At 58.0% G+C, this 20,166-nt stretch carries 19 protein-coding genes; 4 read left to right on the top strand and 15 right to left on the bottom strand.

Annotated elements, in window-relative coordinates; all coding sequences use genetic code 11:
- Positions 1 to 107: 107 nt before the first annotated feature.
- Positions 108 to 539 (bottom strand): nucleoside-diphosphate kinase, encoded by a 432-nt coding sequence (gene ndk, locus AC1V0D_RS10310; RefSeq protein WP_003848684.1) that lies wholly within the window; start codon positions 537 to 539, stop codon positions 108 to 110.
- A 318-nt stretch (positions 540 to 857) separates the two neighbouring features.
- On the opposite strand from ndk, the gene sseA reads away from it, so the two are divergent.
- A complete protein-coding gene (gene sseA, locus AC1V0D_RS10315; protein ID WP_009088719.1) occupies positions 858 to 1,700 on the top strand; it encodes a 3-mercaptopyruvate sulfurtransferase in 843 nt (280 codons plus the stop codon).
- Between the two features lie 38 nt (positions 1,701 to 1,738).
- Here the strand turns inward: sseA and sseB are convergent, their stop codons facing one another.
- The 5 genes from sseB to trmJ all read right to left on the bottom strand — a co-directional run bounded on the left by sseB (position 1,739) and on the right by trmJ (position 6,627).
- A complete protein-coding gene (gene sseB, locus AC1V0D_RS10320) occupies positions 1,739 to 2,503 on the bottom strand; it encodes an enhanced serine sensitivity protein SseB (protein WP_482907364.1) in 765 nt (254 codons plus the stop codon).
- A 46-nt stretch (positions 2,504 to 2,549) separates the two neighbouring features.
- Positions 2,550 to 3,836, bottom strand: coding sequence for an aminopeptidase PepB (gene pepB, locus AC1V0D_RS10325; protein ID WP_482907365.1), 1,287 nt, complete (start codon positions 3,834 to 3,836; stop codon positions 2,550 to 2,552).
- Between the two features lie 161 nt (positions 3,837 to 3,997).
- Positions 3,998 to 5,158, bottom strand: coding sequence for an IscS subfamily cysteine desulfurase (locus AC1V0D_RS10330; protein ID WP_482907366.1), 1,161 nt, complete (start codon positions 5,156 to 5,158; stop codon positions 3,998 to 4,000).
- 88 nt (positions 5,159 to 5,246) lie between these two features.
- Complete coding sequence (gene iscR, locus AC1V0D_RS10335) at positions 5,247 to 5,744, bottom strand: Fe-S cluster assembly transcriptional regulator IscR (RefSeq protein WP_009088710.1); 498 nt, start codon at positions 5,742 to 5,744, stop codon at positions 5,247 to 5,249.
- 145 nt (positions 5,745 to 5,889) lie between these two features.
- A complete protein-coding gene (trmJ, locus tag AC1V0D_RS10340; RefSeq protein ID WP_046102371.1) occupies positions 5,890 to 6,627 on the bottom strand; it encodes a tRNA (cytosine(32)/uridine(32)-2'-O)-methyltransferase TrmJ in 738 nt (245 codons plus the stop codon).
- A 132-nt stretch (positions 6,628 to 6,759) separates the two neighbouring features.
- Here trmJ and suhB point away from each other — a divergent pair, with 132 nt between their 5' ends.
- Positions 6,760 to 7,563 carry an inositol-1-monophosphatase gene (suhB, locus tag AC1V0D_RS10345; RefSeq protein ID WP_009088706.1) on the top strand — a complete coding sequence of 268 codons (804 nt, stop codon included), beginning with the start codon at positions 6,760 to 6,762 and terminating at the stop codon, positions 7,561 to 7,563.
- A 59-nt stretch (positions 7,564 to 7,622) separates the two neighbouring features.
- Here suhB and AC1V0D_RS10350 read toward each other — a convergent pair whose 3' ends face one another.
- The 3 genes from AC1V0D_RS10350 to AC1V0D_RS10360 all read right to left on the bottom strand — a co-directional run bounded on the left by AC1V0D_RS10350 (position 7,623) and on the right by AC1V0D_RS10360 (position 10,437).
- Positions 7,623 to 8,636 carry a TIGR04086 family membrane protein gene (locus AC1V0D_RS10350; RefSeq protein WP_046102373.1) on the bottom strand — a complete coding sequence of 338 codons (1,014 nt, stop codon included), beginning with the start codon at positions 8,634 to 8,636 and terminating at the stop codon, positions 7,623 to 7,625.
- A 203-nt stretch (positions 8,637 to 8,839) separates the two neighbouring features.
- The gene (locus AC1V0D_RS10355) at positions 8,840 to 9,820 is read right to left on the bottom strand and encodes a nickel/cobalt transporter (RefSeq protein WP_154927492.1); all 981 of its coding nucleotides are present in this window, start codon (positions 9,818 to 9,820) and stop codon (positions 8,840 to 8,842) included.
- Positions 9,811 to 10,437: a DUF1007 family protein gene (locus tag AC1V0D_RS10360; protein WP_009088701.1), complete on the bottom strand. Its 627-nt coding sequence runs from the start codon at positions 10,435 to 10,437 to the stop codon at positions 9,811 to 9,813. The genes AC1V0D_RS10355 and AC1V0D_RS10360 overlap by 10 nt, the downstream gene beginning before the upstream one ends.
- A gap of 155 nt (positions 10,438 to 10,592) precedes the next feature.
- Between AC1V0D_RS10360 and csiE the strand changes: the two genes are divergently transcribed.
- On the top strand, positions 10,593 to 11,861 hold the full coding sequence (gene csiE / locus AC1V0D_RS10365; RefSeq protein ID WP_111208322.1) for a stationary phase inducible protein CsiE: 1,269 nt from the start codon (positions 10,593 to 10,595) through the stop codon (positions 11,859 to 11,861).
- Here csiE and AC1V0D_RS10370 read toward each other — a convergent pair.
- Positions 11,843 to 12,991 carry a 3-phenylpropionate MFS transporter gene (locus AC1V0D_RS10370; RefSeq protein ID WP_058957396.1) on the bottom strand — a complete coding sequence of 383 codons (1,149 nt, stop codon included), beginning with the start codon at positions 12,989 to 12,991 and terminating at the stop codon, positions 11,843 to 11,845. The two genes, csiE and AC1V0D_RS10370, sit on opposite strands and share 19 nt — an antisense overlap.
- 128 nt (positions 12,992 to 13,119) lie before the next feature.
- Positions 13,120 to 14,373, bottom strand: a complete 1,254-nt coding sequence (glyA, locus tag AC1V0D_RS10375) for a serine hydroxymethyltransferase (protein WP_009088694.1) — start codon at positions 14,371 to 14,373, stop codon at positions 13,120 to 13,122.
- Between the two features lie 325 nt (positions 14,374 to 14,698).
- Here glyA and hmpA point away from each other — a divergent pair, with 325 nt between their 5' ends.
- Positions 14,699 to 15,883 carry an NO-inducible flavohemoprotein gene (gene hmpA, locus AC1V0D_RS10380; RefSeq protein ID WP_482907367.1) on the top strand — a complete coding sequence of 395 codons (1,185 nt, stop codon included), beginning with the start codon at positions 14,699 to 14,701 and terminating at the stop codon, positions 15,881 to 15,883.
- A gap of 93 nt (positions 15,884 to 15,976) precedes the next feature.
- Here the strand turns inward: hmpA and glnB are convergent, their stop codons facing one another.
- From glnB to AC1V0D_RS10400, 4 genes are all read right to left on the bottom strand, one after another.
- Positions 15,977 to 16,315 carry a nitrogen regulatory protein P-II gene (gene glnB / locus AC1V0D_RS10385; protein ID WP_003848647.1) on the bottom strand — a complete coding sequence of 113 codons (339 nt, stop codon included), beginning with the start codon at positions 16,313 to 16,315 and terminating at the stop codon, positions 15,977 to 15,979.
- A 183-nt stretch (positions 16,316 to 16,498) separates the two neighbouring features.
- Entirely contained in the window at positions 16,499 to 17,833 is a 1,335-nt protein-coding gene (glrR, locus tag AC1V0D_RS10390) for a two-component system response regulator GlrR (protein WP_009088690.1), read from the bottom strand.
- Positions 17,833 to 18,501 (bottom strand): two-component system QseEF-associated lipoprotein QseG, encoded by a 669-nt coding sequence (qseG, locus tag AC1V0D_RS10395; protein ID WP_009088688.1) that lies wholly within the window; start codon positions 18,499 to 18,501, stop codon positions 17,833 to 17,835. Before qseG ends, glrR begins: the two co-directional genes overlap by 1 nt.
- A gap of 3 nt (positions 18,502 to 18,504) precedes the next feature.
- Positions 18,505 to 19,932: a sensor histidine kinase gene (locus tag AC1V0D_RS10400; protein WP_009088686.1), complete on the bottom strand. Its 1,428-nt coding sequence runs from the start codon at positions 19,930 to 19,932 to the stop codon at positions 18,505 to 18,507.
- Between the last annotated feature and the right edge of the window lie 234 nt (positions 19,933 to 20,166).

Consider the following 20,166-nt stretch of genomic DNA (forward strand, 5'->3'; position numbering starts at 1 on the left):
GTCAATGAAGGCGCAATATTGTACAACATCTGCGGCCTGATAACAGGCGGGAGTGGCTCCCTCAGGCAGATTTTTGTAAAGCCGACCTGCTGTTTATCGCCAGGCGATTAACGGGTACGTGGGCAGATTTCGTTTTCGCCGAAGAAATAGGCGATTTCGCGGGCGGCGGATTCAGCAGAATCTGAACCGTGCGTGGCGTTTTCGGTGAAGCTGTCTGCATAGTCAGCACGCAGGGTGCCAGCCAGTGCGTTTGCCGGGTTAGTCGCACCCATCAGGTCACGGTGACGCTGAACGGCATTTTCACCTTCCAGTACAGAAACGACAACCGGGCCAGAGGTCATGAATTCAACCAGACCATCAAAGAATGGCTTGCCCTGGTGCTCAGCGTAAAAACCTTCAGCCTGCTCTTTGCTCAGCTGCAGCATTTTTGCACCAACGATTTTGAAGCCAGCGCTTTCAAAACGGTTGTAGATAGCACCAATCACATTTTTAGCGACGGCGTTTGGCTTGATGATAGAAAAAGTACGTTCGATTGCCATGATGACCTCTGTCTTGACGTCCTGAAGAAACCGGCGGCGCAGCCCCCGGCCAATAAACGGCGCCGATTATAGGGGCTGAGTGCGGCATTGCCTATCAGAGATCCCTAATTTGTTGAAAATTCTTGATCTGAGTCGACGCAGACGCCTCTCCGTTATGATTTTGCCTGAAAAAGCGCCGGTGCTGCGGCCCTGACGGACGATTCCTGAGCAGCACGCCAGGCTTTTTCTCCTCCCCTGCCCCATTTTATTAACGCATCGCTTGAGATGGTTTCCACATTCCCCGACACTGCTATCACAGATTGCAGAGATGAGGTTGTTATGACGACGCCACTGTTTGTGTCCGCCGACTGGTTACAAGAGCACTATGACGATGAGCGGCTTCAGGTACTGGATGCGCGCATGTTGCCACCCGGCATGGAGGCCGTGCGTGATATTCAGGCCGAATATCTGGCGGGACACTTACCCGACGCTCCTTACTTCGATATCGAAGCGCTGTCCGATCACACCAGCCCCTATCCCCATATGCTGCCGCGCGCCGAACGCTTTGCCGTGGCGATGCGCGAGCTGGGCGTCAGCAGCGATAAACACCTGGTGGTCTATGACGAAGGCAATCTCTTCTCCGCGCCACGCGCCTGGTGGATGCTGAAGACCTTTGGGGTGGCGCAGGTGTCGATCCTGGCGGGCGGACTGCAGGGCTGGAAAGCAGCGGGCTTTGCGCTGGAAACCGGCGAGGTCAGCCTGCCGGAAGGCGAGTTTGAGGCTCAGGCGGATGAAAGCCGGGTGAAACGTCTGACGGATGTGCTGCTGATCAGCCATGAAGGCGGCGCACAGATCGTGGATGCACGTGCGGCCAATCGCTTCAACGCGGAAGTGGACGAGCCGCGTCCCGGATTACATCGCGGGCATATTCCCAACAGTCTGAACGTGCCGTGGAACAGTCTGGTAGAGCAGGGAGAACTGAAGCCGGAGGCGGCGCTGCGCCAGCTGTTTGCTGACGCCGGCGTCGATATCAGCAAACCGGTAGTGGCCAGCTGCGGCTCTGGCGTCACGGCGGTGGTGGTAATCCTCGCGCTGACGGCGCTGGGAGCGCGGGATGTCACGCTGTATGACGGCTCCTGGGGTGAATGGGGCAGTCGCGACGACTTACCGATTGCGAAATAAAAAACAGGCGGCCCATGAGCCGCCTGTTTTTAACTGCGTCAGATAATCCGCTCGCTGCCCTTGAAGTCACGCAGGAAACTGCCCCAGCGACGTTCATAAAAGGGCGTGATGTGCGCGGTAAAGAAGTGGCTGATACCGCGGTCCTGCAGGGTAACTTCGCAGATATCAATCGGCGCATCGTCCGGCAGCGTATCCGTTGCCACGCTGCCCGCCGCCTGAATGATCGCCTCAATGTTGCTGTCCGCTTCGATACCAATCAGCAGATTAGGCGCTTCGTCGGCCTGCTCACGAATGCTGGCAACAAAGGCGCGCCGTACCTCTTTGTGCTTGCTGAACAGCTGCGTCAGCGAGTCGATCATCTGCGCAGGCGGCTCGGCCACCTCAGAGAGCAGCAGGGCGTGCCCGCCTTCCAGCACGGTCTGCTGACTCAGCGCACTGCCCTGCTCCGCCAGCAGATGCGTAATCTCTGCCGGGGTAAACTCTTTGCCGGATGGGAGTTTTGGATTGAGAAACAGCGTTTCGCCGCGCGTAATCTCAAACAGCGTCCGCACCGGCAGACGCAGCCAGGCCTGTTCACCCGTGACGGCTTCGCTCATCGCCTGTTCCGACGTGAAAAAAGGAATGATGCTGCTGCCATCCTCTTTTTCCCAGTGCTGCAGATCAACCGGCGTAGTGGCATCGAGCTGTGGCTGGGTGCTTTCACCCGGAACCCAGACATCGGACTCCAGCAGCAGTTGAAAAAATTCGGGCCGATGGGCTGGCTCAGTTGCGGCCAGCTTCAGCACCTCTTCAAGACGGTTCATAGTTGCTCTCTGCATCGCGGTGGCATCGGCCACCGCTGGGGTCAGCTTATTTCAGTAACAGATTGGCGATAGTGCGCACGCCCAGGCCGGTTGCGCCTGCGGCCCACTGATCGACCGCGCCTTTGCGATAGGTCGCAGAGCAGTCAATATGCAGCCAGCCCTGCTGATAGTGGCTGACGAAGTGGGACAGGAACGCTGCCGCGCTGCTGGCACCCGCCGCATGGGAAGGGCTGGCGATGTTGTTGAGGTCGGCGAAGTTAGACGGCAGGTGGCTGCGATGGAATTCTGCCAGCGGCAGACGCCAGAAAGGTTCATTCTCGCTCACCGCGCTGCCCATCAGCGACTGCGCCATTACGTCGTCAAAGGTAAACAGCGCATGGTAATCGTTACCCAGCGCCGTTTTGGCTGCGCCGGTCAGGGTGGCAGCGTCGATCAGCAGCGTCGGATTCTGTTCGCTGGCATCGATCAGGCCGTCGGCCAGAACCAGACGCCCTTCCGCATCGGTGTTCATCACTTCCACCGATTTACCGTTGCGATAGCGAATGATATCGCCCAGTTTAAAGGCGTTGCTGCTGACCATGTTGTCGGCACAGCAGAGGTAGAGTTTGACGCGCTTGTTGAGGCCACGGGAAATCGCCAGCGCCAGCGCGCCGGTGACGGTCGCCGCTCCGCCCATATCTGACTTCATCGAATCCATGAAGCCGCTCGGCTTCAGGCTGTAGCCGCCGGTATCAAAGGTAATGCCTTTACCGACCAGACAGGCATAGACCGGCGCACTCTCATCGCCGGTCGGGTTGTAATCCAGCGCCAGAAAGACCGGCGGGCGATTTGAGCCACGTCCAACGGTGTGCAGGCCCATGTAGCCCTGCTCGCGCAGATCGTCACCTTTAGTAATGCGATAGCTGACGGCGCTGCCGCCCACTTCACTGATCAGATCGATCGCCATGTGTGCCAGCTGTTCCGGCCCCAGATCTTCTGCAGGCAGGTTGATGACGTTGCGGACCCAGTCGATCGCTTTCAGACGACGGTCAAACTCCGCCTGCTCATGTTCGCCCAGCGCCGGCCACTCCACCTGACGCTGCCCTTTCGGGCCACGGAAGCCCTGCCAGAATGCCCAGCACTGCTCAAGATGCCAGCCTTCGCCGGTGAGCGCCACGTGGCGGATCCCCTGGCTGTCGATTTTGTGCGCCGCACGCTGAATGGTATTCAGCGCATCCGCGCCGGTCAGATGCAGCGTCATGCCGCTGTCGTTGCTGCTGAGAATCGCTTTTTCGCCCCAGCGCGCATCGGCGGGCTGGCTGCTAAGCGTGATGTTCATCGGTTGTGTGGTCATCGAAAAGCTCCATAATCGTTATCTGTTTCATCCAGCCTGATTGTTATAACGGCTTTAATAAGATGTTAAATGCAATCCGCAGACAGACCTGATAACAGATTCCGTCGGGTGATGCCAGCGAAGTGCAATGACAGGTGCCGTTTCCGGATTCTGACCGGGTGTCAGGATTTCATTAATGCCCGCAGACGCGTCACGGATTTCTGCACCAGCGCGATGGCATAGTCGATCTCTTCATCGGTGGTGAAGCGTCCCAGCGAAAAGCGCAGCGAACTGTGCGCCAGCTCTTCACTCAGCCCCAGCGCCCGCAGAACATAGGAAGGCTCCAGGCTGGCGGAGGTACAGGCCGAGCCGGAAGAGAGCGCCAGATCTTTCAGCGCCATGATCAATGATTCACCCTCAACGTCAGCGAAACTGACGTTGAGAATATTCGGTGCGCTCTGCTGAGGATGGCCGTTAAGGGTCACGTCCGGCAGTGCGCTGATGCCCTGCCACAGACGCTCACGCAGCGCCTGCAGACGCGCCATCTCGGTTTCGCGCTCTTCAGCTGCGATGCGAAAGGCTTCCCCCATCCCGACAATCTGATGAACCGGCAGGGTGCCGGATCGCATACCGCGCTCGTGCCCGCCTCCGTGGATCTGGGCGGCGATCTGCACGCGCGGTTTCCGCCGCACATAGAGCGCGCCGATGCCTTTCGGGCCATAGAGTTTGTGAGCAGAAAAGGACATCAGATCCACCGGCAGCACGCCGAGATCGACAGGCAGCTTGCCGACGCTCTGGGTCGCATCCACATGAAACAGAATCTCACGTTCGCGACAGAGTTCACCAAAGGCGGCGATATCCTGAACCACGCCGGTTTCATTATTGACGTGCATCAGGGTGACCAGAATGGTGTCGTCGCGCAGCGCCGCCCGCAGCTGGTCAGGGGAGATAATGCCGTCAGTGCCTGGCGTAAGCCAGGTGACCTCAAAGCCTTCACGTTCCAGCTGCTGACAGCTGTCGAGTACCGCTTTGTGTTCGGTCCGGCTGGTGATGATATGTTTGCCGCGCGCCTGATGAGCGTGGGCCGCGCCTTTGATCGCGAGGTTGTCAGATTCGGTGGCGCCTGAGGTAAAGACGATTTCACGCGGATCGGCATTGACCAGTTCGGCGATCTGATTACGCGCAACATCGACCGCTTCTTCAGACTGCCAGCCAAAACGGTGCGATCGCGAGGCCGGGTTACCGAACGTGCCATCCAGCGTCAGAAACTGCATCATTTTGCTGGCCACACGCGGATCGGCCGGCGTGGTGGCGGCGTAATCCAGGTAAATCGGTAATTTCATTGCGCTACAGCTCCGTATAAAAAATCATACGTCTTTATAGCAGATTCGGCCCTGACCGCGTTAGCAGTAAGGGCCGCAACAGGGGGGATTACGAGGCGCGCTGATTGATGTTGATTTCCTGAGTACGCGGGCTCTGGAAGCGGCGATTATCAATCGCATTCTGCCGGTCGGCGACATCCAGGATCTCCTGATTGTTCACCAGCTCAGCCAGCGTGATGTTATTCAGGAAGTCACTGATGCGCACGCTCAGGTCGCGCCACAGTACGTGGGTCAGGCAACGTTCGCCGCCCTGGCAACCCTCTTTCCCCTGGCACTTCGTTGCATCAACAGACTCATCCACGGCGGTGATCACTTCACCGACAGAGATGGTATTGGACGCTTTGCCCAGCAGATAACCGCCGCCCGGTCCCCGGACGCTGGAGACCAGATCGTTTTTACGCAGCCGCGAGAATAACTGCTCCAGATAGGAGAGCGAAATGCCCTGACGCTCTGAAATATCAGCCAGCGGGACCGGGCCTTCATGGGAGTGAAGGGCAACGTCCAGCATTGCGGTAACGGCATAACGTCCTTTGGATGTCAGTCTCATAGCATACGACCTCAATAGCGTCCGGTTATCGGAGGATTAGCAACAGATGCTCTGAAGTCTGACATTCCCGAGTAAATTGGTCAACTATTTAACCTGGTAAAACACTCAACTATTTAACCTGGTAATTCAGTCAACTATTAACCGCTTATTTTTTATCGCTTTTTGGCTTTTCAAAGGAGGAAAGCATGCCGCGCAGAATGTTGAGTTCATCGCGTTCCGGACGCGCGCGGGTATAAAGACGGCGCAGTTTGCTCATCACCTGACCCGGATTGGCTTCACGGATAAAGCCGCTGTTCAGCATCATCTGTTCCATATGCTGATAGAAGCGCTCCAGGTCGTCGACCAGCGGATAAGGCGATTCTTCATACTTCGGTGGCGGGCTGGCCTGCTCCTGCGACTGTAACCATGCCATGCGCACTTCATAGGCGATAATCTGCACCGCCATCGCCAGGTTCAGCGAGCTGTACTCCGGATTCGCCTGAATCGCGACGTGATAGTGACACTTCTGCAACTCTTCGTTGGTCAGGCCGACGCGCTCACGCCCAAAGACCAGCGCGACCGGTGCCTGCTGGCCCTCTTCCACACTTTTCACGCCGCACTCACGCGCATCCAGCATTGGCCATGGCAGTGAGCGGGACCGGGCGCTGGTGCCCACGACCAGGCTGCAGCCGGCGATCGCCTCATCCAGCGAGTCGACGATTTTCGCGTCGCCGATAACGTCGCTGGCACCCGCCGCGAGTGAGATGGCCTGTGAGTCGGGCTTGACCAGCGGATTCACCAGATAGAGGTTGGTTAAGCCCATGGTTTTCATGGCGCGCGCAACGGAGCCCATGTTACCGGTGTGAGAGGTCTCAACCAGAACAATACGAATATTTTGCAGCATGATTAGGGATACTCAGAAACGGGTCAGTAAAATCAGTGGGGAGAATCCTAACATAAAGCAGGACATTTACCGAACACACTGCTATACTCCGCGCCGTTTTCCCCGTTCTTTAACATCCAGCGAGAGATACCGATGCATCCAATGCTCAACATTGCCGTGCGCGCAGCGCGCAAGGCCGGAAATTTAATTGCCAAATATTATGAAACCCCGGACGCCGTCGAAGCCAGCCAGAAAGGCAGCAACGACTTCGTAACCAATGTTGACCGTGAAGCAGAACGCCTGATTATCGAAATCATTCGTAAATCTTACCCGAAACACACCATCATCACCGAAGAAAGCGGTGAGCTGGCGGGCGAAGATCAGGACGTTCAATGGGTTATCGATCCGCTGGATGGCACCTCAAACTTCATCAAACGTCTGCCCCACTTCGCTGTCTCTATCGCTGTGCGCATCAAAGGCCGCACTGAAGTCGCGGTCGTTTACGATCCGATGCGCAATGAGCTCTTCACCTCTTCACGCGGTCAGGGCGCCCAGCTGAACGGCTATCGTCTGCGCGGCAGCATTGCCCGCGATCTGGATGGCACCGTGCTGGCAACCGGCTTCCCGTTCAAGATGAAGCAGCATGCACCGGCTTACATGAACATCCTGACCAAACTCTTTACGCAGTGCGCCGATTTCCGCCGCACCGGTTCAGCTGCGCTGGATCTGGCCTACGTGGCCGCCGGTCGCGTGGACGGTTACTTTGAAATCGGCCTGAAACCGTGGGACTTTGCTGCGGGTGAACTGCTGGTTCGTGAAGCGGGTGGTCTGGTGACAGACTTCACCGGTAACCATGGCTATATGCACTCCGGTAATATCGTTGCCGGTAACCCGCGCGTGGTGAAAGCGATGCTCTCCTCCATGCGTGATGAGCTGAGCGAAGCGTTAAAGCGCTAAGTCTCAGACAGAAAAAAGGCGGCTTCTCAGCCGCCTTTTTTATTGCCTGTTACAGGGGATTAGCGACGTTCGTGCGCCAGCACCTGACGAGGCTGAGTGCGACGACCCACCATACCCATCACACCCGCCAGCACGGCTTCGATGATCAGCAGAATCAGGGCATACCAGCTCGCTTTTGCAGTGGCAGCGGCCGCTTTTTCGCCGGCTTCACGCGCTTTCTGCTCAGCCTGCTGTTTCAGTTCCTGATACTTCTGAACGGCCTGCTGATAGCTCTGCTCGGTTTTGGCAACGATCTGATCCACTTCCTCATCGCTTTTACCGGTACGCGCCTTGATAATATTTTTCAGCGCATCACGGTCAGCCGCCTGCAGCGTATCGGAATGACGGTCCATCACACCTTTTAACCAGTTAGCCAGATCGGTATCGGCCGTCTGCGGATGGTTTGCGGTATTGTTCGCCTGATTCTCTGCATTCTGCGCTTCGTTATTCGCATCCTGTTTTAAATTCTCTGGCTGTAATTCCGGCTTACCGGTCTGACGCAGCGTGGTTTCCAGTTCGCTCTGCAGGTTATCCAGATTAATATTATTTTCCTGCAGCTTCTCTTTTGCCATTTGCGTTACCGAAGGTGCCGCTGCGGAAATACCGTTACCCAGCGCCTGGAAGCCGGAGCCTACAATATTCATCGCGCCGCCTAATACACTGGAAGCCAGCGTAACCGCCAGGTAAATAGTGAAAATTGTGCTAAGGCCAAACATCAGTAAACCGTGCATGGCGCCTTCGCGCTGCGCCAGGCGTCCTGCCACATAGCTACCCGCCGCAATGGCAACCAGCATCTCAATCGCCGTCCAGACCAGTGCGCCCGTACCAAGGCCATCCAGAGGATTCTGTTCTTTCATCGGATCAATGGTGGTAGCACCGATCGCCGTTCCCAGCAGCGTCAGAATGATATGAACGATAAGCGCGCAGATAACACCGGCAAATACGGCGCTCCAGGAAATACGCTTTAACGGTAATCCTGCGGGCCCGGTCGCCAGCGTTTCGGTATAACCATTATTAATACGGGTATCAGCCATGAAATATACTCCTCACAAAAAAGAAAGCTGCTTTGATCTTTTATCATCCCGACGGCGACGTGCCGATTTGGTATTAACAGCGTAGACAGGAAATAGTCACTTCTCCACTAAAGCGGCGTGAGAAAATAATAAAGATGTGAATTTAAAGCGGATTAGCGAAGAGAAGAACGCAGCGGCTATTTTATTCCCGCTGCGTTTTTAATTCAGAAAGGGCGGATACCACCGCCCAGCGTCAGCTGGGCTGATTGCCACAGGGCGAGACCCGCGACGATTAAAATCAGACTGCCGGTCAGGGTCAGCAGCGGGATAAGCAGCCGCGCCCTGCCCGCCGTTTCGCGGGGCTGCGCCAGCCGTTGCGCCACCGAGCGCGCCTGCTGAACCAGCACGCCTATGGCGGAAATGGTGAGGGCCGTGCCGAGCGCCATCACCGCAGCCGAGAGCACGCCCCAGCCATACACGCCGATCACTTTGGCAAACAGCAGCATCATGATCGCGCCGGAACAGGGGCGTAATCCCATCGACACCACGACCAGCAGCTGAGTCTTCAGGCTGACACTTCCCTGCATCTGCTGCGGTGTCGGCAGGTGCGCATGTCCGCATCCACACTGCGCATCATGCTGATGATGGGGCTGGAAGGCGCGAAACAGTGGCGCAGGCCGGGGACGCAAAGCCCGCCACAGGGCACGCAGCGCCCGATAGCCCATCAGCACACCCAGACCGATCACCAGCAGATAGCTGCCCTTCTCCAGCCAGAAACTGCTGAGGTGCAGCTGGCGCGACGAGGTTTGCAGTATGACCAGCATCACCGTCACCAGCCCGATAGCCACCGAGCCCTGCAACAGTGAGGCGAGCAGCGTCAGCCTGATACTGGTTTTCACTCTGGCAGGATGGGTCGCCAGAAAGGTGGCGATCACCACTTTTCCGTGGCCCGGCCCCAGCGCATGCAGCACGCCATACAGCAGGCTGAAAATCACCAGCGACAGACCGGCCTGGTGGGGTTGCTCAGCCACCTGCTGCAACAGCTGCGTCATCTGCCGGTGCAGATCTTTCTGCCACAAGACGCTCTGCAGCAGAATCTGTGACCAGTAGATCCAGACCAGCAGTCCGCCGCTCAGCAGCAGCGCCGCCATCAGCCAGAGTGGCCAGAGCCGCGATCCCCGTCCCGGTGTGGACATTACTGACATGTCAGCCCCACCGTCTGAGCAAACTGGCGGCCCAGATCCATCTCCTCTGCGGGGGCATCGGCTTTATCCAGCGACAGCGCATACTGCTTCAGCGAATCATTGGGTTTCGGTGTCGTCAGGGTAAAGCGGCAGCGCCCCTGCAGTGCAGGCGGCAGTGTTAAGGCGCCGGGATTGTCATAGAACATATCGACGAAGTAGGTGGGATCGAAGGTCAGGATCTCAAAGTGCTGTCCGGTCAGCGTCGGCGGCTCCGCCAGCGGCAGAATAAATTCGAGCACCGCCTTGTGGCCATTGCGTGACAGATTGTATTCCGTTGGCAGATTCAAAAACTTTACCCGCTGTTTGTTATGCCAGACTTCAGAAAAGTAGTGCTGGCCAAGAACGTTCGCCATCACGCCCGCCGCCAGCTTTTTCCACACTACGCTGCCCGGTCTGGCGTCGCCTGCATCATAAAGCAGATCGGCGGAGGTGATTTCATCCATGGTCCAGGTCATCTTTAAACCGGTAAAGGTATCACCCTGTGCCACCAGCGCGGTTTTCATGTCGATGAAACTGTGAGGGTGAGCCACGACAGCCGGACTTAGTGCCATCAGTAAGGTTAAAAGTGCGCGTTTCATAATGTTATAAAGTAACGTTCCCGATGAAAAGAATCTATAAGTAACAAAATTTTGTGACCCGCCTTAAACCTCCGGCAAATAAACCGCGCAAAGCGCACAGGCGCTGACGCGGTTGACTATTCTTAGCTCAAAATAGCCTGCTGGAAATCTGATTGATGAGTTCTGCTACCCCTTTGGCACCACTCTTCACCCGTTCACAGCGTCAGTGCCACCTTTTATTGCTGCTGTTTCTGCCATCATCCGCGCTCACACTTGAGAAAGTCTGCCAGCTTAATGGCGTCGATCCTGCCGTTGCCCGACAGGATATCGCGGATGTCGGTCATGAGATACAGCGATATCACCAGCTGGAATTGCACCAGATGGTGGACGGCAGTTTTCGTCTTCATGGCACAGAGCTGAATCGGCGACTCTGTCTGCTGCACAACCTGCGGCGCAGTCTGCGTCTGTCGCAGGAGTTTGTCTGCGCGCATTTTGCCGCCCCGCTGCGCCAGCGCCTGAAGGTGATGAAGATTGAGAAAGCGCTGTGGGATGAGACCAATCTGCAGGCACTGATCCAGCACTGTGGCCTGCGCCTGAAGCGGGATTTCAGCGAGCGTGACCGCCTTTTTCTGCAGATTTTTATGAAATATGGCTTATGCGAGCGCCAGCCGGTGCTGTTCAGTGAGGCGCAGCGTCACTGGCTGCTGCATAAGGCAGAGCGGCAGGCCGCCGAGGATGTTATCCACCACTGGCGCAAACGCTGCCACCTGGCCCCGCCGATCAGCGAAGCGGATTTCTGGACGCTGCTCTTCAGCCAGATCCATACGCCGCTGACCCATGCCATTCATCATCCTGCCGAGCAGCAGTTAATGACGGCGACGCAGCAGTTGATCAATGACTTCGAACAGTGCGCCGGTGTTACCTTTGCTGACCGCGACGGATTGCTGAACCAGCTCTACCCGCATCTGGCCCAAGCGCTGGAGCGCACCCACTTCCAGATCGGTATCGACAACAGCGTCGCGCTGGATGTCAGCCGCCTCTATCCCCGTCTGCTGCGCACCACCCAGCAGGCCTTACAGCCGTTTGAACAGCACTACAGTGTCGCTTTTACGCCGGAAGAAGTGAGTTTAATGACCATTATCTTCGGTGCCTGGCTGATGCAGGAGAGTGCGTTGCAGGAGAAGCAGGTGCTGATTCTGACGGGGGATGATACGCAGCTGGAGCAGGATGTGGAGCAGCAGATCCGCGAGATCACGCTGCTGCCGATCAATATTACCTATCAGGATATCAGACAGTTTCAGCAGGAGGGCGCACCGCGTGATGTCGATATCATCATCTCGCCCTACCCTACTTCGCTGCCTCTCTTCTCGCCGCCGCTGGTGCACGCCGAACTGCCGCTGACGTTACACCATCAGCAGCGTATTCGTTACTTACTGGAGTCGTAGCCGGGACGAAGGAACAGTGCGGGCAGCGCCACCAGCGCCATGACCCAGAAAAGGTGGCCCTGCAGATGGGTAAATAGCACGCCACAGATCATGGTCATTACCGCTATCCCGCCGCCCATTGCCAGGGCGGAGTAGAGCGACTGCAGCCGGATCACTTCGGCTCCCTGCCGCGCCGCAATAAAGCGCATCGCCGCCAGATGACAGACGGTGAAGCTGCCACAGTGGAGGATCTGCGCCACAATCAGCAGCGGCAGTGCGGTGGTGGCTCCCATCAGGCTCCAGCGGATTAGCGCGCAGATACCTGAAAGCAGCAGCAGATCCCGGGCGCTCCAGCGACGGAACAGGCGGTTGCTCAGGGCAAAGACCACGACTTCCGCCACCACGCCCAGCGACCAGAGATAGCCCACCGTCGAGGCGGAGTAGCCGCTCTCCTGCCACCAGATAGCACTGAAGCCGTAATAGGCGGCGTGCGCCCCCTGCAGCAGCGTCACGCAGAGCATGAACCGCCAGACGGCGTTCTCACGCAGCAGCGCCCGCCACGCCTGCCAGCCTCCACCTGCGGCGCCCTGACGCTCATCGCCCTGTGGCTGCGTGACGGGGGTGAGCATCATGCCGGCCAGCATACTGACCGCGCCCAGCGACAGCAGCAGCAGAATCGCCTGGGAGGTCCAGGCGCTGACCAGCACACCGGTTAACGCTGAGCTGAGCACAAAGGCCAGCGATCCCCACAGTCGCACCGGTCCATAAGCCAGACCAATCTGCCGTGTCCAGGTGGCGGCCAGCGCATCGCTGAGCGGCACCAGCGGGGAGAAAAAGAGGTTGAAGCCAATCATCACCGCCATCAGCCACATCCACTGCTCACCCACCCAGAATCCGATGATGAACAGGCAGGTCATCAGGGCCAGCAGCCGCAGCGCCGTAATCAGCCGGGCAGGATTTCTGACCTGAGACGCGATAAGCAGGCTGCCGACAAAGCGCGCCACCATGCCACAGCCCAGCAGCAGGCCGATTTTTTCTGCATCCAGACCGGTGCCTTTCAGCCACACGCCCCAGAATGGCAGGTAGATGCCGTAACAGAAGAAGTAAGTGAAGTAGCCCAGTCCGAGCCATCTGGCGGAGCCGATTGCCATATTCCCTCCAGCAGGTTTGCTGCCTTGCAGCACAGGTGGGCGCTACTCTGGCAGAGCGCCACCGAACAGGCAATAAAAAAGGATGGCAGATGCCATCCTTTTTGTGGTGTCTTACAACAGGTTAGCGATTAAGCGTAGACCGGCAGACGACCGCAGATTTCCAGTACTTTCTGCTTCGTGCGCTCAATAGTCGCTTCGTCGTTGACGTTGTCCAGCACGTCCGCGATCCAGCCAGCCAGTTCACGCACGTCTGCTTCTTTAAAGCCACGACGCGTGACGGCCGGGGTACCGATACGGATACCCGAGGTGACAAACGGGCTCTTCGGATCGTTTGGCACGCTGTTTTTGTTGACGGTGATGTTGGCACGGCCCAGTGCGGCATCCGCTTCTTTACCGGTCATGTTTTTGCTCACCAGATCGATCAGGAACAGATGGTTATGGGTTCCGCCAGAGACGATGTCGTAACCGCGCTCAATCAGCACCTCTACCATCGCTTTGGCGTTTTTTGCCACCTGCTGCTGGTAGGTTTTGAACTCCGGCTCCATCGCCTCTTTGAAGGCTACCGCTTTACCGGCGATAACGTGCATCAGAGGACCACCCTGACCGCCCGGGAAGACCGCAGAGTTGAGCTTTTTGTAGAAATCTTCGTCGCCGTTCTTTGCCAGAATGATGCCGCCACGCGGACCCGCCAGGGTTTTGTGGGTGGTGGAGGTGACGATGTGCGCATGCGGAACCGGGCTCGGATAGACCTCAGCCGCGACCAGACCGGCAACGTGCGCCATGTCGACGAACAGCCAGGCACCGACGCTGTCGGCGATTTCACGCATTTTTGCCCAGTCGCAGACGCCGGAGTAGGCAGAGAAGCCGCCCACGATCATTTTTGGCTTGTGGGTCTGCGCCAGTTCAGCCAGCTCGTCATAGTCGATTTTACCGGTTTCATCGATGCCGTAAGCAACCACGTTATAGAGTTTGCCGGAGAGGTTAACCGGTGAGCCGTGAGTCAGGTGTCCACCGTGCGCCAGGTTCATCCCAAGGATGGTGTCGCCCGGCTGCAGCAGCGCGGTGTAGACGGCGAAGTTTGCCTGTGAACCGGAGTGAGGCTGCACGTTAGCGTAGTCGGCACCAAACAGCGCTTTTGCGCGATCGATCGCCAGCTGCTCAACGATATCAACGTATTCACAACCGCCGTAGTAGCGTTTACCCGGATAGCCTTCAGCGTATTTGTTGGTGAGCTGAGAACCCTGCGCCTGCATAACACGCGGGCTGGTGTAGTTTTCAGAAGCAATCAGTTCAATGTGCTCTTCCTGACGCACTTTCTCCTGCTCCATCGCCTGCCACAACTCGGCATCATAATCGGCAATGTTCATATCACGCTTTAACATCCGGATCTCCTGACTCAGCTAACTTTCTGACGGTATTTGCTCCCTCTGGGAGCGAAGGCCAACAGTGTAAACCGTTTTAACAGGTGAAGGTAGGGTGAACCGCCTCTTTTTACGCAAACGATTGGCTGACGGGTGGCACTGCTTTTTTACACCTTTTCTCCCCTCTCCGGCCCGCCGATTCCGCGTCTGATAACAGGCGCTTTTTTCCGGATGCACGGAAAAGTTGCCACCGGCAGCCGGTGAAAACTGACCGGCGGGTTTACAGCAGAAGCGAGACGGTATTAAGATGCATTTAAAATGCAACTTTAAAGATGAGGTCACTGATATGCTTGATGCACAGACAATCGCCGCTGTTAAATCGACCCTCCCTGCCGTCGCCGCCTGCGGTCCGAAGCTGACCGCGCACTTTTACGAACGCATGCTGACCCGCCACCCTGAGCTGAAAAACGTTTTCAACATGAACAATCAGCGCAACGGTGCTCAGCGCGAAGCCCTGTTTAACGCTATCTGCGCCTATGGCGCGAATCTGGAGAATCTGGCCGTGCTGCTGCCCGCCGTAGAGAAGATTGCGCAGAAGCACACCAGCCTGAATATTCAGCCTGCGCAGTACGCTATCGTCGGGGAGAATCTGCTGGCAACGCTGCGCGAGCTGCTGAATCCGGGTGAAGAGGCGCTGGCCGCGTGGGGACGGGCCTATGGCGTGCTGGCAGATCTGTTCATCCAGCGTGAGGAGGAGATTTATCAGGCGACAGAGAACCAGCGCGGTGGCTGGCGCGGCACCCGTGCGTTTCGCATCAGCGTGATTGAACAGCAGAGTGAGGTGATCAAAAGCTTTACCCTGACGCCGGTTGGCGGGGGGCCGGTAGCGGCCTTTAAACCGGGTCAGTATCTGACCGTTCATCTGCAGCCCGCCTCTTTCGACCATCGTCAGATCCGTCAGTATTCGCTTACTCACCTCAGCAACGGCAGAGATTACCGTATCGCGGTGAAACGTGAAGCCGCGGGCAGCGTCTCCGGCTGGCTGCATCACCATGCCTGCGAAGGTGATGTGCTGCAGCTGACTGCGCCGCACGGGGATTTCTTCCTTGAAGTCACCCCTGCTACGCCGGTGGCGCTGATCTCCGCGGGCGTGGGTCAGACGCCGATGCTGGCGATGCTGCATGCGCTGGCCGCCGGTCATCATCGCGCGCCGGTCAGCTGGCTGCACGCGGCAGAGAACGGCAGACAGCATGCGTTCCGCAATGAAGTGGCCGCGACAGGCGCACAGCTGGCCGATTTCACCCACCGGGTCTGGTATCGTGAGCCCGCAGCTGAGGATGCCAGGCACTATGATGCTCAGGGCGTGATGGATCTCAACGCCCTCTCTGCACGGCTGGCCTCACCCGCTACCCACTTCTATCTCTGCGGTCCGCTGGCTTTTATGGAGCACGTGGTGGCGCAGCTGCGGGATGCCGGCGTGGCAGACACACGCATTCATTACGAAATGTTTGGCCCGCATAAAGGCATGTAATGAGCGTGAAAAAGCCCGCAGCGCGGGCTTAATCTGTTGAACGATGCAGGGTAATGCTGGCAGCAGCGGATAGACGCAAGGCGCAGGAGGACATCAGATTGCCTCTTCATCCTCTTCGCCGGTACGGATTCGCACAACGCGCGCAACGTCAAAGACAAAGATTTTACCGTCACCGATTTTGCCGGTCTGCGCCGTGCGCATAATGGTCTCGACGCAGGTATCAACGATATCGTCGCCCACCACCATCTCGATCTTCACTTTCGGCAAAAAGTCGACCATATACTCTGCGCCGCGATACAGCTCGGTGTGCCCTTTCTGGCGACCAAAGCCTTTAACCTCACTCACGGTCATCCCGGTGATGCCCACTTCCGCTAAGGCTTCACGAACATCATCGAGCTTGAATGGTTTGATAATCGCATCAATCTTTTTCATGTCAGACCCTTTTTCACTCCCTCCATGGTCAGAGGGTTTATCAAGTATAAATGTTGCTGGCGCTGTCGGGCGCTAATATCCGGGATTCTTCAGGTTGCCGCAAGCGCTGTCAGCGCCGGGAGCGTGCCCGGCCACGATCCCGGCCTCAGCAGGCAACCTGCCGCTCGCCCGTCTCAGCCTGCCCTACTCTTTGAAATCACTGGCATCCAGCTCATGACGGGAAAGCAGCTTATAGAACTCCGTGCGGTTGCGTCCAGCCAGTCGCGCGGCGTTGGTCACGTTGCCCTTCGTCATCTGCAGCAGCTTACGCAGATAGTTCAGCTCAAACTGATTACGCGCCTCGGCAAAGGTGGGCAGCGCACTGTTTTCACCGCTTAACGCCTGCTCCACCAGCGCATCGCTGATGACCGGCGATGAGCTCAGCGCCACGCACTGCTCAATCACGTTAACCAGCTGACGCACGTTGCCAGGCCAGCTGGCGGCCATCAGACGCTTCATCGCATCGACTGAAAAACTGCGCACCTGCGGTTTATGGCGTTCCGCAGCCTGACGCAGCAGATGATTAGCCAGCAGCGGAATATCTTCGGTGCGCTCATGCAGCGCCGGAATTTTCAGGTTCACCACATTGAGACGATAGAAGAGATCCTCACGAAACTCCTTTTTCTCCATCGCCTTCGGCAGATCGCGGTGGGTGGCGGAGATAATGCGCACGTCGATCTCGCTGTCGTGATCGCTGCCCAGCGGCCTGACCTTGCGCTCCTGCAACACCCGCAGCAGCTTGACCTGCAAGGGTTGCGGCATGTCTCCAATCTCATCCAGGAAAAGCGTGCCGCCGCCCGCGGTTTTGAACAGTCCTTCGCGGGCGCTGACCGCGCCGGTGAAGGCACCTTTGGCGTGACCGAACAGCTCTGACTCCAGCAGCTGCTCCGGCAGCGCGCCGCAGTTAATGGCGACAAACGGCTTGCCGTTGCGCGGGCTGGCGGCGTGGATCGCCTGCGCCAGCATCTCTTTACCGGTGCCGCTCTGTCCGTTAATCAGCACGCTGACGTCCGACTGCGCCACCATATGGGCCTGCTCCAGCAGCCTTAACATCAGCGGGCTGCGGGTCACAATCGCCTCCCGCCAGCGGTCATCACTGACCGGCGCCTGCTGAGCCAGCGCCTCATCAATCGCTTTATAGAGCGCATCGCGATCGACCGGCTTGGTCAGGAAGCTGAATACTCCCTGCTGCGTAGCGGAAACCGCATCCGGAATCGATCCATGTGCGGTCAGGATAATCACCGGCAGACCGGTATGGCGTTTCTGAATCTCGCCAAACAGCGCCAGGCCATCCATCTCATCCATACGCAGATCGCTGATCACCAGCTCAATCTTCTCTTTCTGCAGCAGGCGCAGCGCCTCTGGTCCACTGGCTGCGGTGGTGACCTGATAGCCTTCGCTGCTCAGACGCATGCCCAGCAGCTTCAGCAGGCTGGGATCGTCATCCACCAGCAGCAGTTTTGCCGCTTGTCTGACCATTATTGCTCCTCATCCTGTGGCAGCGCGGTGCCATGGCCGTTTTCAGAGACATCCGGGGCTTTGCGCGAGGAGAGCTGACGCTCAATGTCCGTCAGCCGCTCCAGCTTATGCTGGGTATCGCTGAGCTGCTGCTGCTGTTTAACCATCTGCTGGCGGAGCGTCTCCTGCTGAAGGTCGCTGCTCTGTTGCAGATGCGCATAGCGGGTGCGCGCTTCGCTCAGGTCAAGCTGCGCGGTCTGGTTACTGCGCCACAGCTGAATCAGCGGGCGCACGGACGGCGGAAAATCACTGTTGTAGCGATCCAGGGTTGCCACATAGTCACGGCGCTCTACGGGGGTCACGTTGCCATTGGCCATCAGCACGCCCTGCTTGAACGCGCGCGACCAGCTCTCTGCCGGCCAGCGGTGGGCTTCGGCTCTCGCTTCGGCGGGAGAGAGGCGTTCCGCGCAGTCAATCGCCCGCATCCAGTAGAGGGGATTGCTCAGCGCCGCGCTCTTCTCTATCGGCCACAGATCGTTACAGCGGGTCGCCAGGTAGTCAGCGACCGTTACTTCCGGTTCCGCCACCTGATGACCAGACGGCAGTGAAGAGGTGGCCGGTGCGGTGGTGCATCCGCTGAGCAGCAGCGTCGCCAGCGTGCTCAGCAGCAAAGCGGGTAAATATTTCATCAGTCAGACGTTCCCGGCTGTGGTGTTCAGTTCAATTCGAAAACAGACATCCGCCTGTTCACAGGCAACCAGCGTCAGGTCGCCCTGCATCCGGCGCAGGCAATCTTTGGCAATGCTCAGACCCAGCCCGCTGCCCTTGACCGGCCCTTTACGCTGCTGGCTGCCCTGATAGAACGGCTCAAAAATCATGGCCTGCTCCTCCGGCGGGATCGGCGTGCCGCTGTTGGCGACATCAATCCAGATCCGATCCCCCTGCTGCTGACTGCGCAGCCAGATGGTACCGGATTCGCTGCCGTAGTTCACGGCGTTCGAGTAGAGGTTATCGATGACCCGCACCAGAAGCGTGGGTTCAGCAAGACAGTGGCTGACTTTGAGGTCGACTACCGTCTGCATCATTCTGGCATGGGCCGAGAGTGCATGCGCGTTCACCACCGACCCGACCGCATCCACTACGCTGACCGGCTCCAGCCGAATCGGGCCATCGGCCAGTTTGCGGTTGTAATCAAGCAGCTGTTCAATCAGGCGCTGCAGATGGCGACTGCTGCCGTCGAGGATAGCGACCACCTCTTTCTGATCGGCATTCAGCGAGCCAGCCACCTCATCCGCCAGCAGTTCCGTGCCTTCGCGCAGGCTGGCCAGCGGCGTTTTCAGTTCGTGAGAGATATGGCGCAGAAATTCATGGCGCTGCGTTTCCAGCCAGGCCAGCCGTTCGCTCAGCCAGACGATGCGCTGTCCCAGCGACCGCAGCTCGCGCGGGCCACGAAACTTCACGCTATTCCCCAGCTCCCGCCCTTCCCCCAGCCGGTTGATCATCCGCTCGATACGCTTGACCGGTCCGATAATCATGCCGGTGAACAGCGTCATCAGCGCGAGGCTGATGATAAACAGAATCAGCGCCTGCCAGCCGAAAAACTGGCCGCGATCGGCAATTTCGCGCTGCAGCTGTAAGCCGCGCGCAAACACCACTTCACGCGTGTCCTGCACCATCTGCGCGTTGGTGGCTGAAAAGCGATCCAGCGCCTCTGCGGCAACCGGCACCGGATTGCCATTGTCACATTTCAGTGGCGTCAGCAGCGGCAGGGTGGCCTGCAGCGTCTGAAAGACGGGCAGTTCCGGCAGGCTGGCGCTGTGCGAACTCAGCATCTGACTGTAGCGGGTGTGCTGGGTCTGATAGAGGCGGGCCAGTGAGGCATCGTCCAGCACGCAATACTGACGATAGCTTCGCTCCAGCTCCACCGCCGTGCGCGCCATCGCCTCACTGCGGCGAACATCGGTAAACGTATTGCGGTTGGTGTCAGCGGCCTGCTCGCTTAGCGCAGAGAGACTTTCCCACGCCTGCCAGGCCAGCACCAGTAAAGGCAGCAACACCAGCACGAAAGCCATCAGCACCAGCTGACGCAGAGAACGGGGAAATAAACGCCATTTTTTCACGCGGCCGCTTCCTTAAAAGAGTGCTGACAGGATGCTAGCGGACTCTGCTGACGGAAGAAAGGGGAAGAAAAGAAAACGGCAGGCTCAGTGGCCTGCCGTGGACACGACGCGCAATGCCTCGTGTAAAAATGGGTGGAGCCTTACTCAACGTTACGTCCGGTGTTTGATAACGCAAGCGATTATCGGTCAGTTGGACGGCAGGCTCCGTTTGGTGCGTCATTCGGGCTTTATGAG

The organism is Pantoea sp. PA1, assembly GCF_056856975.1.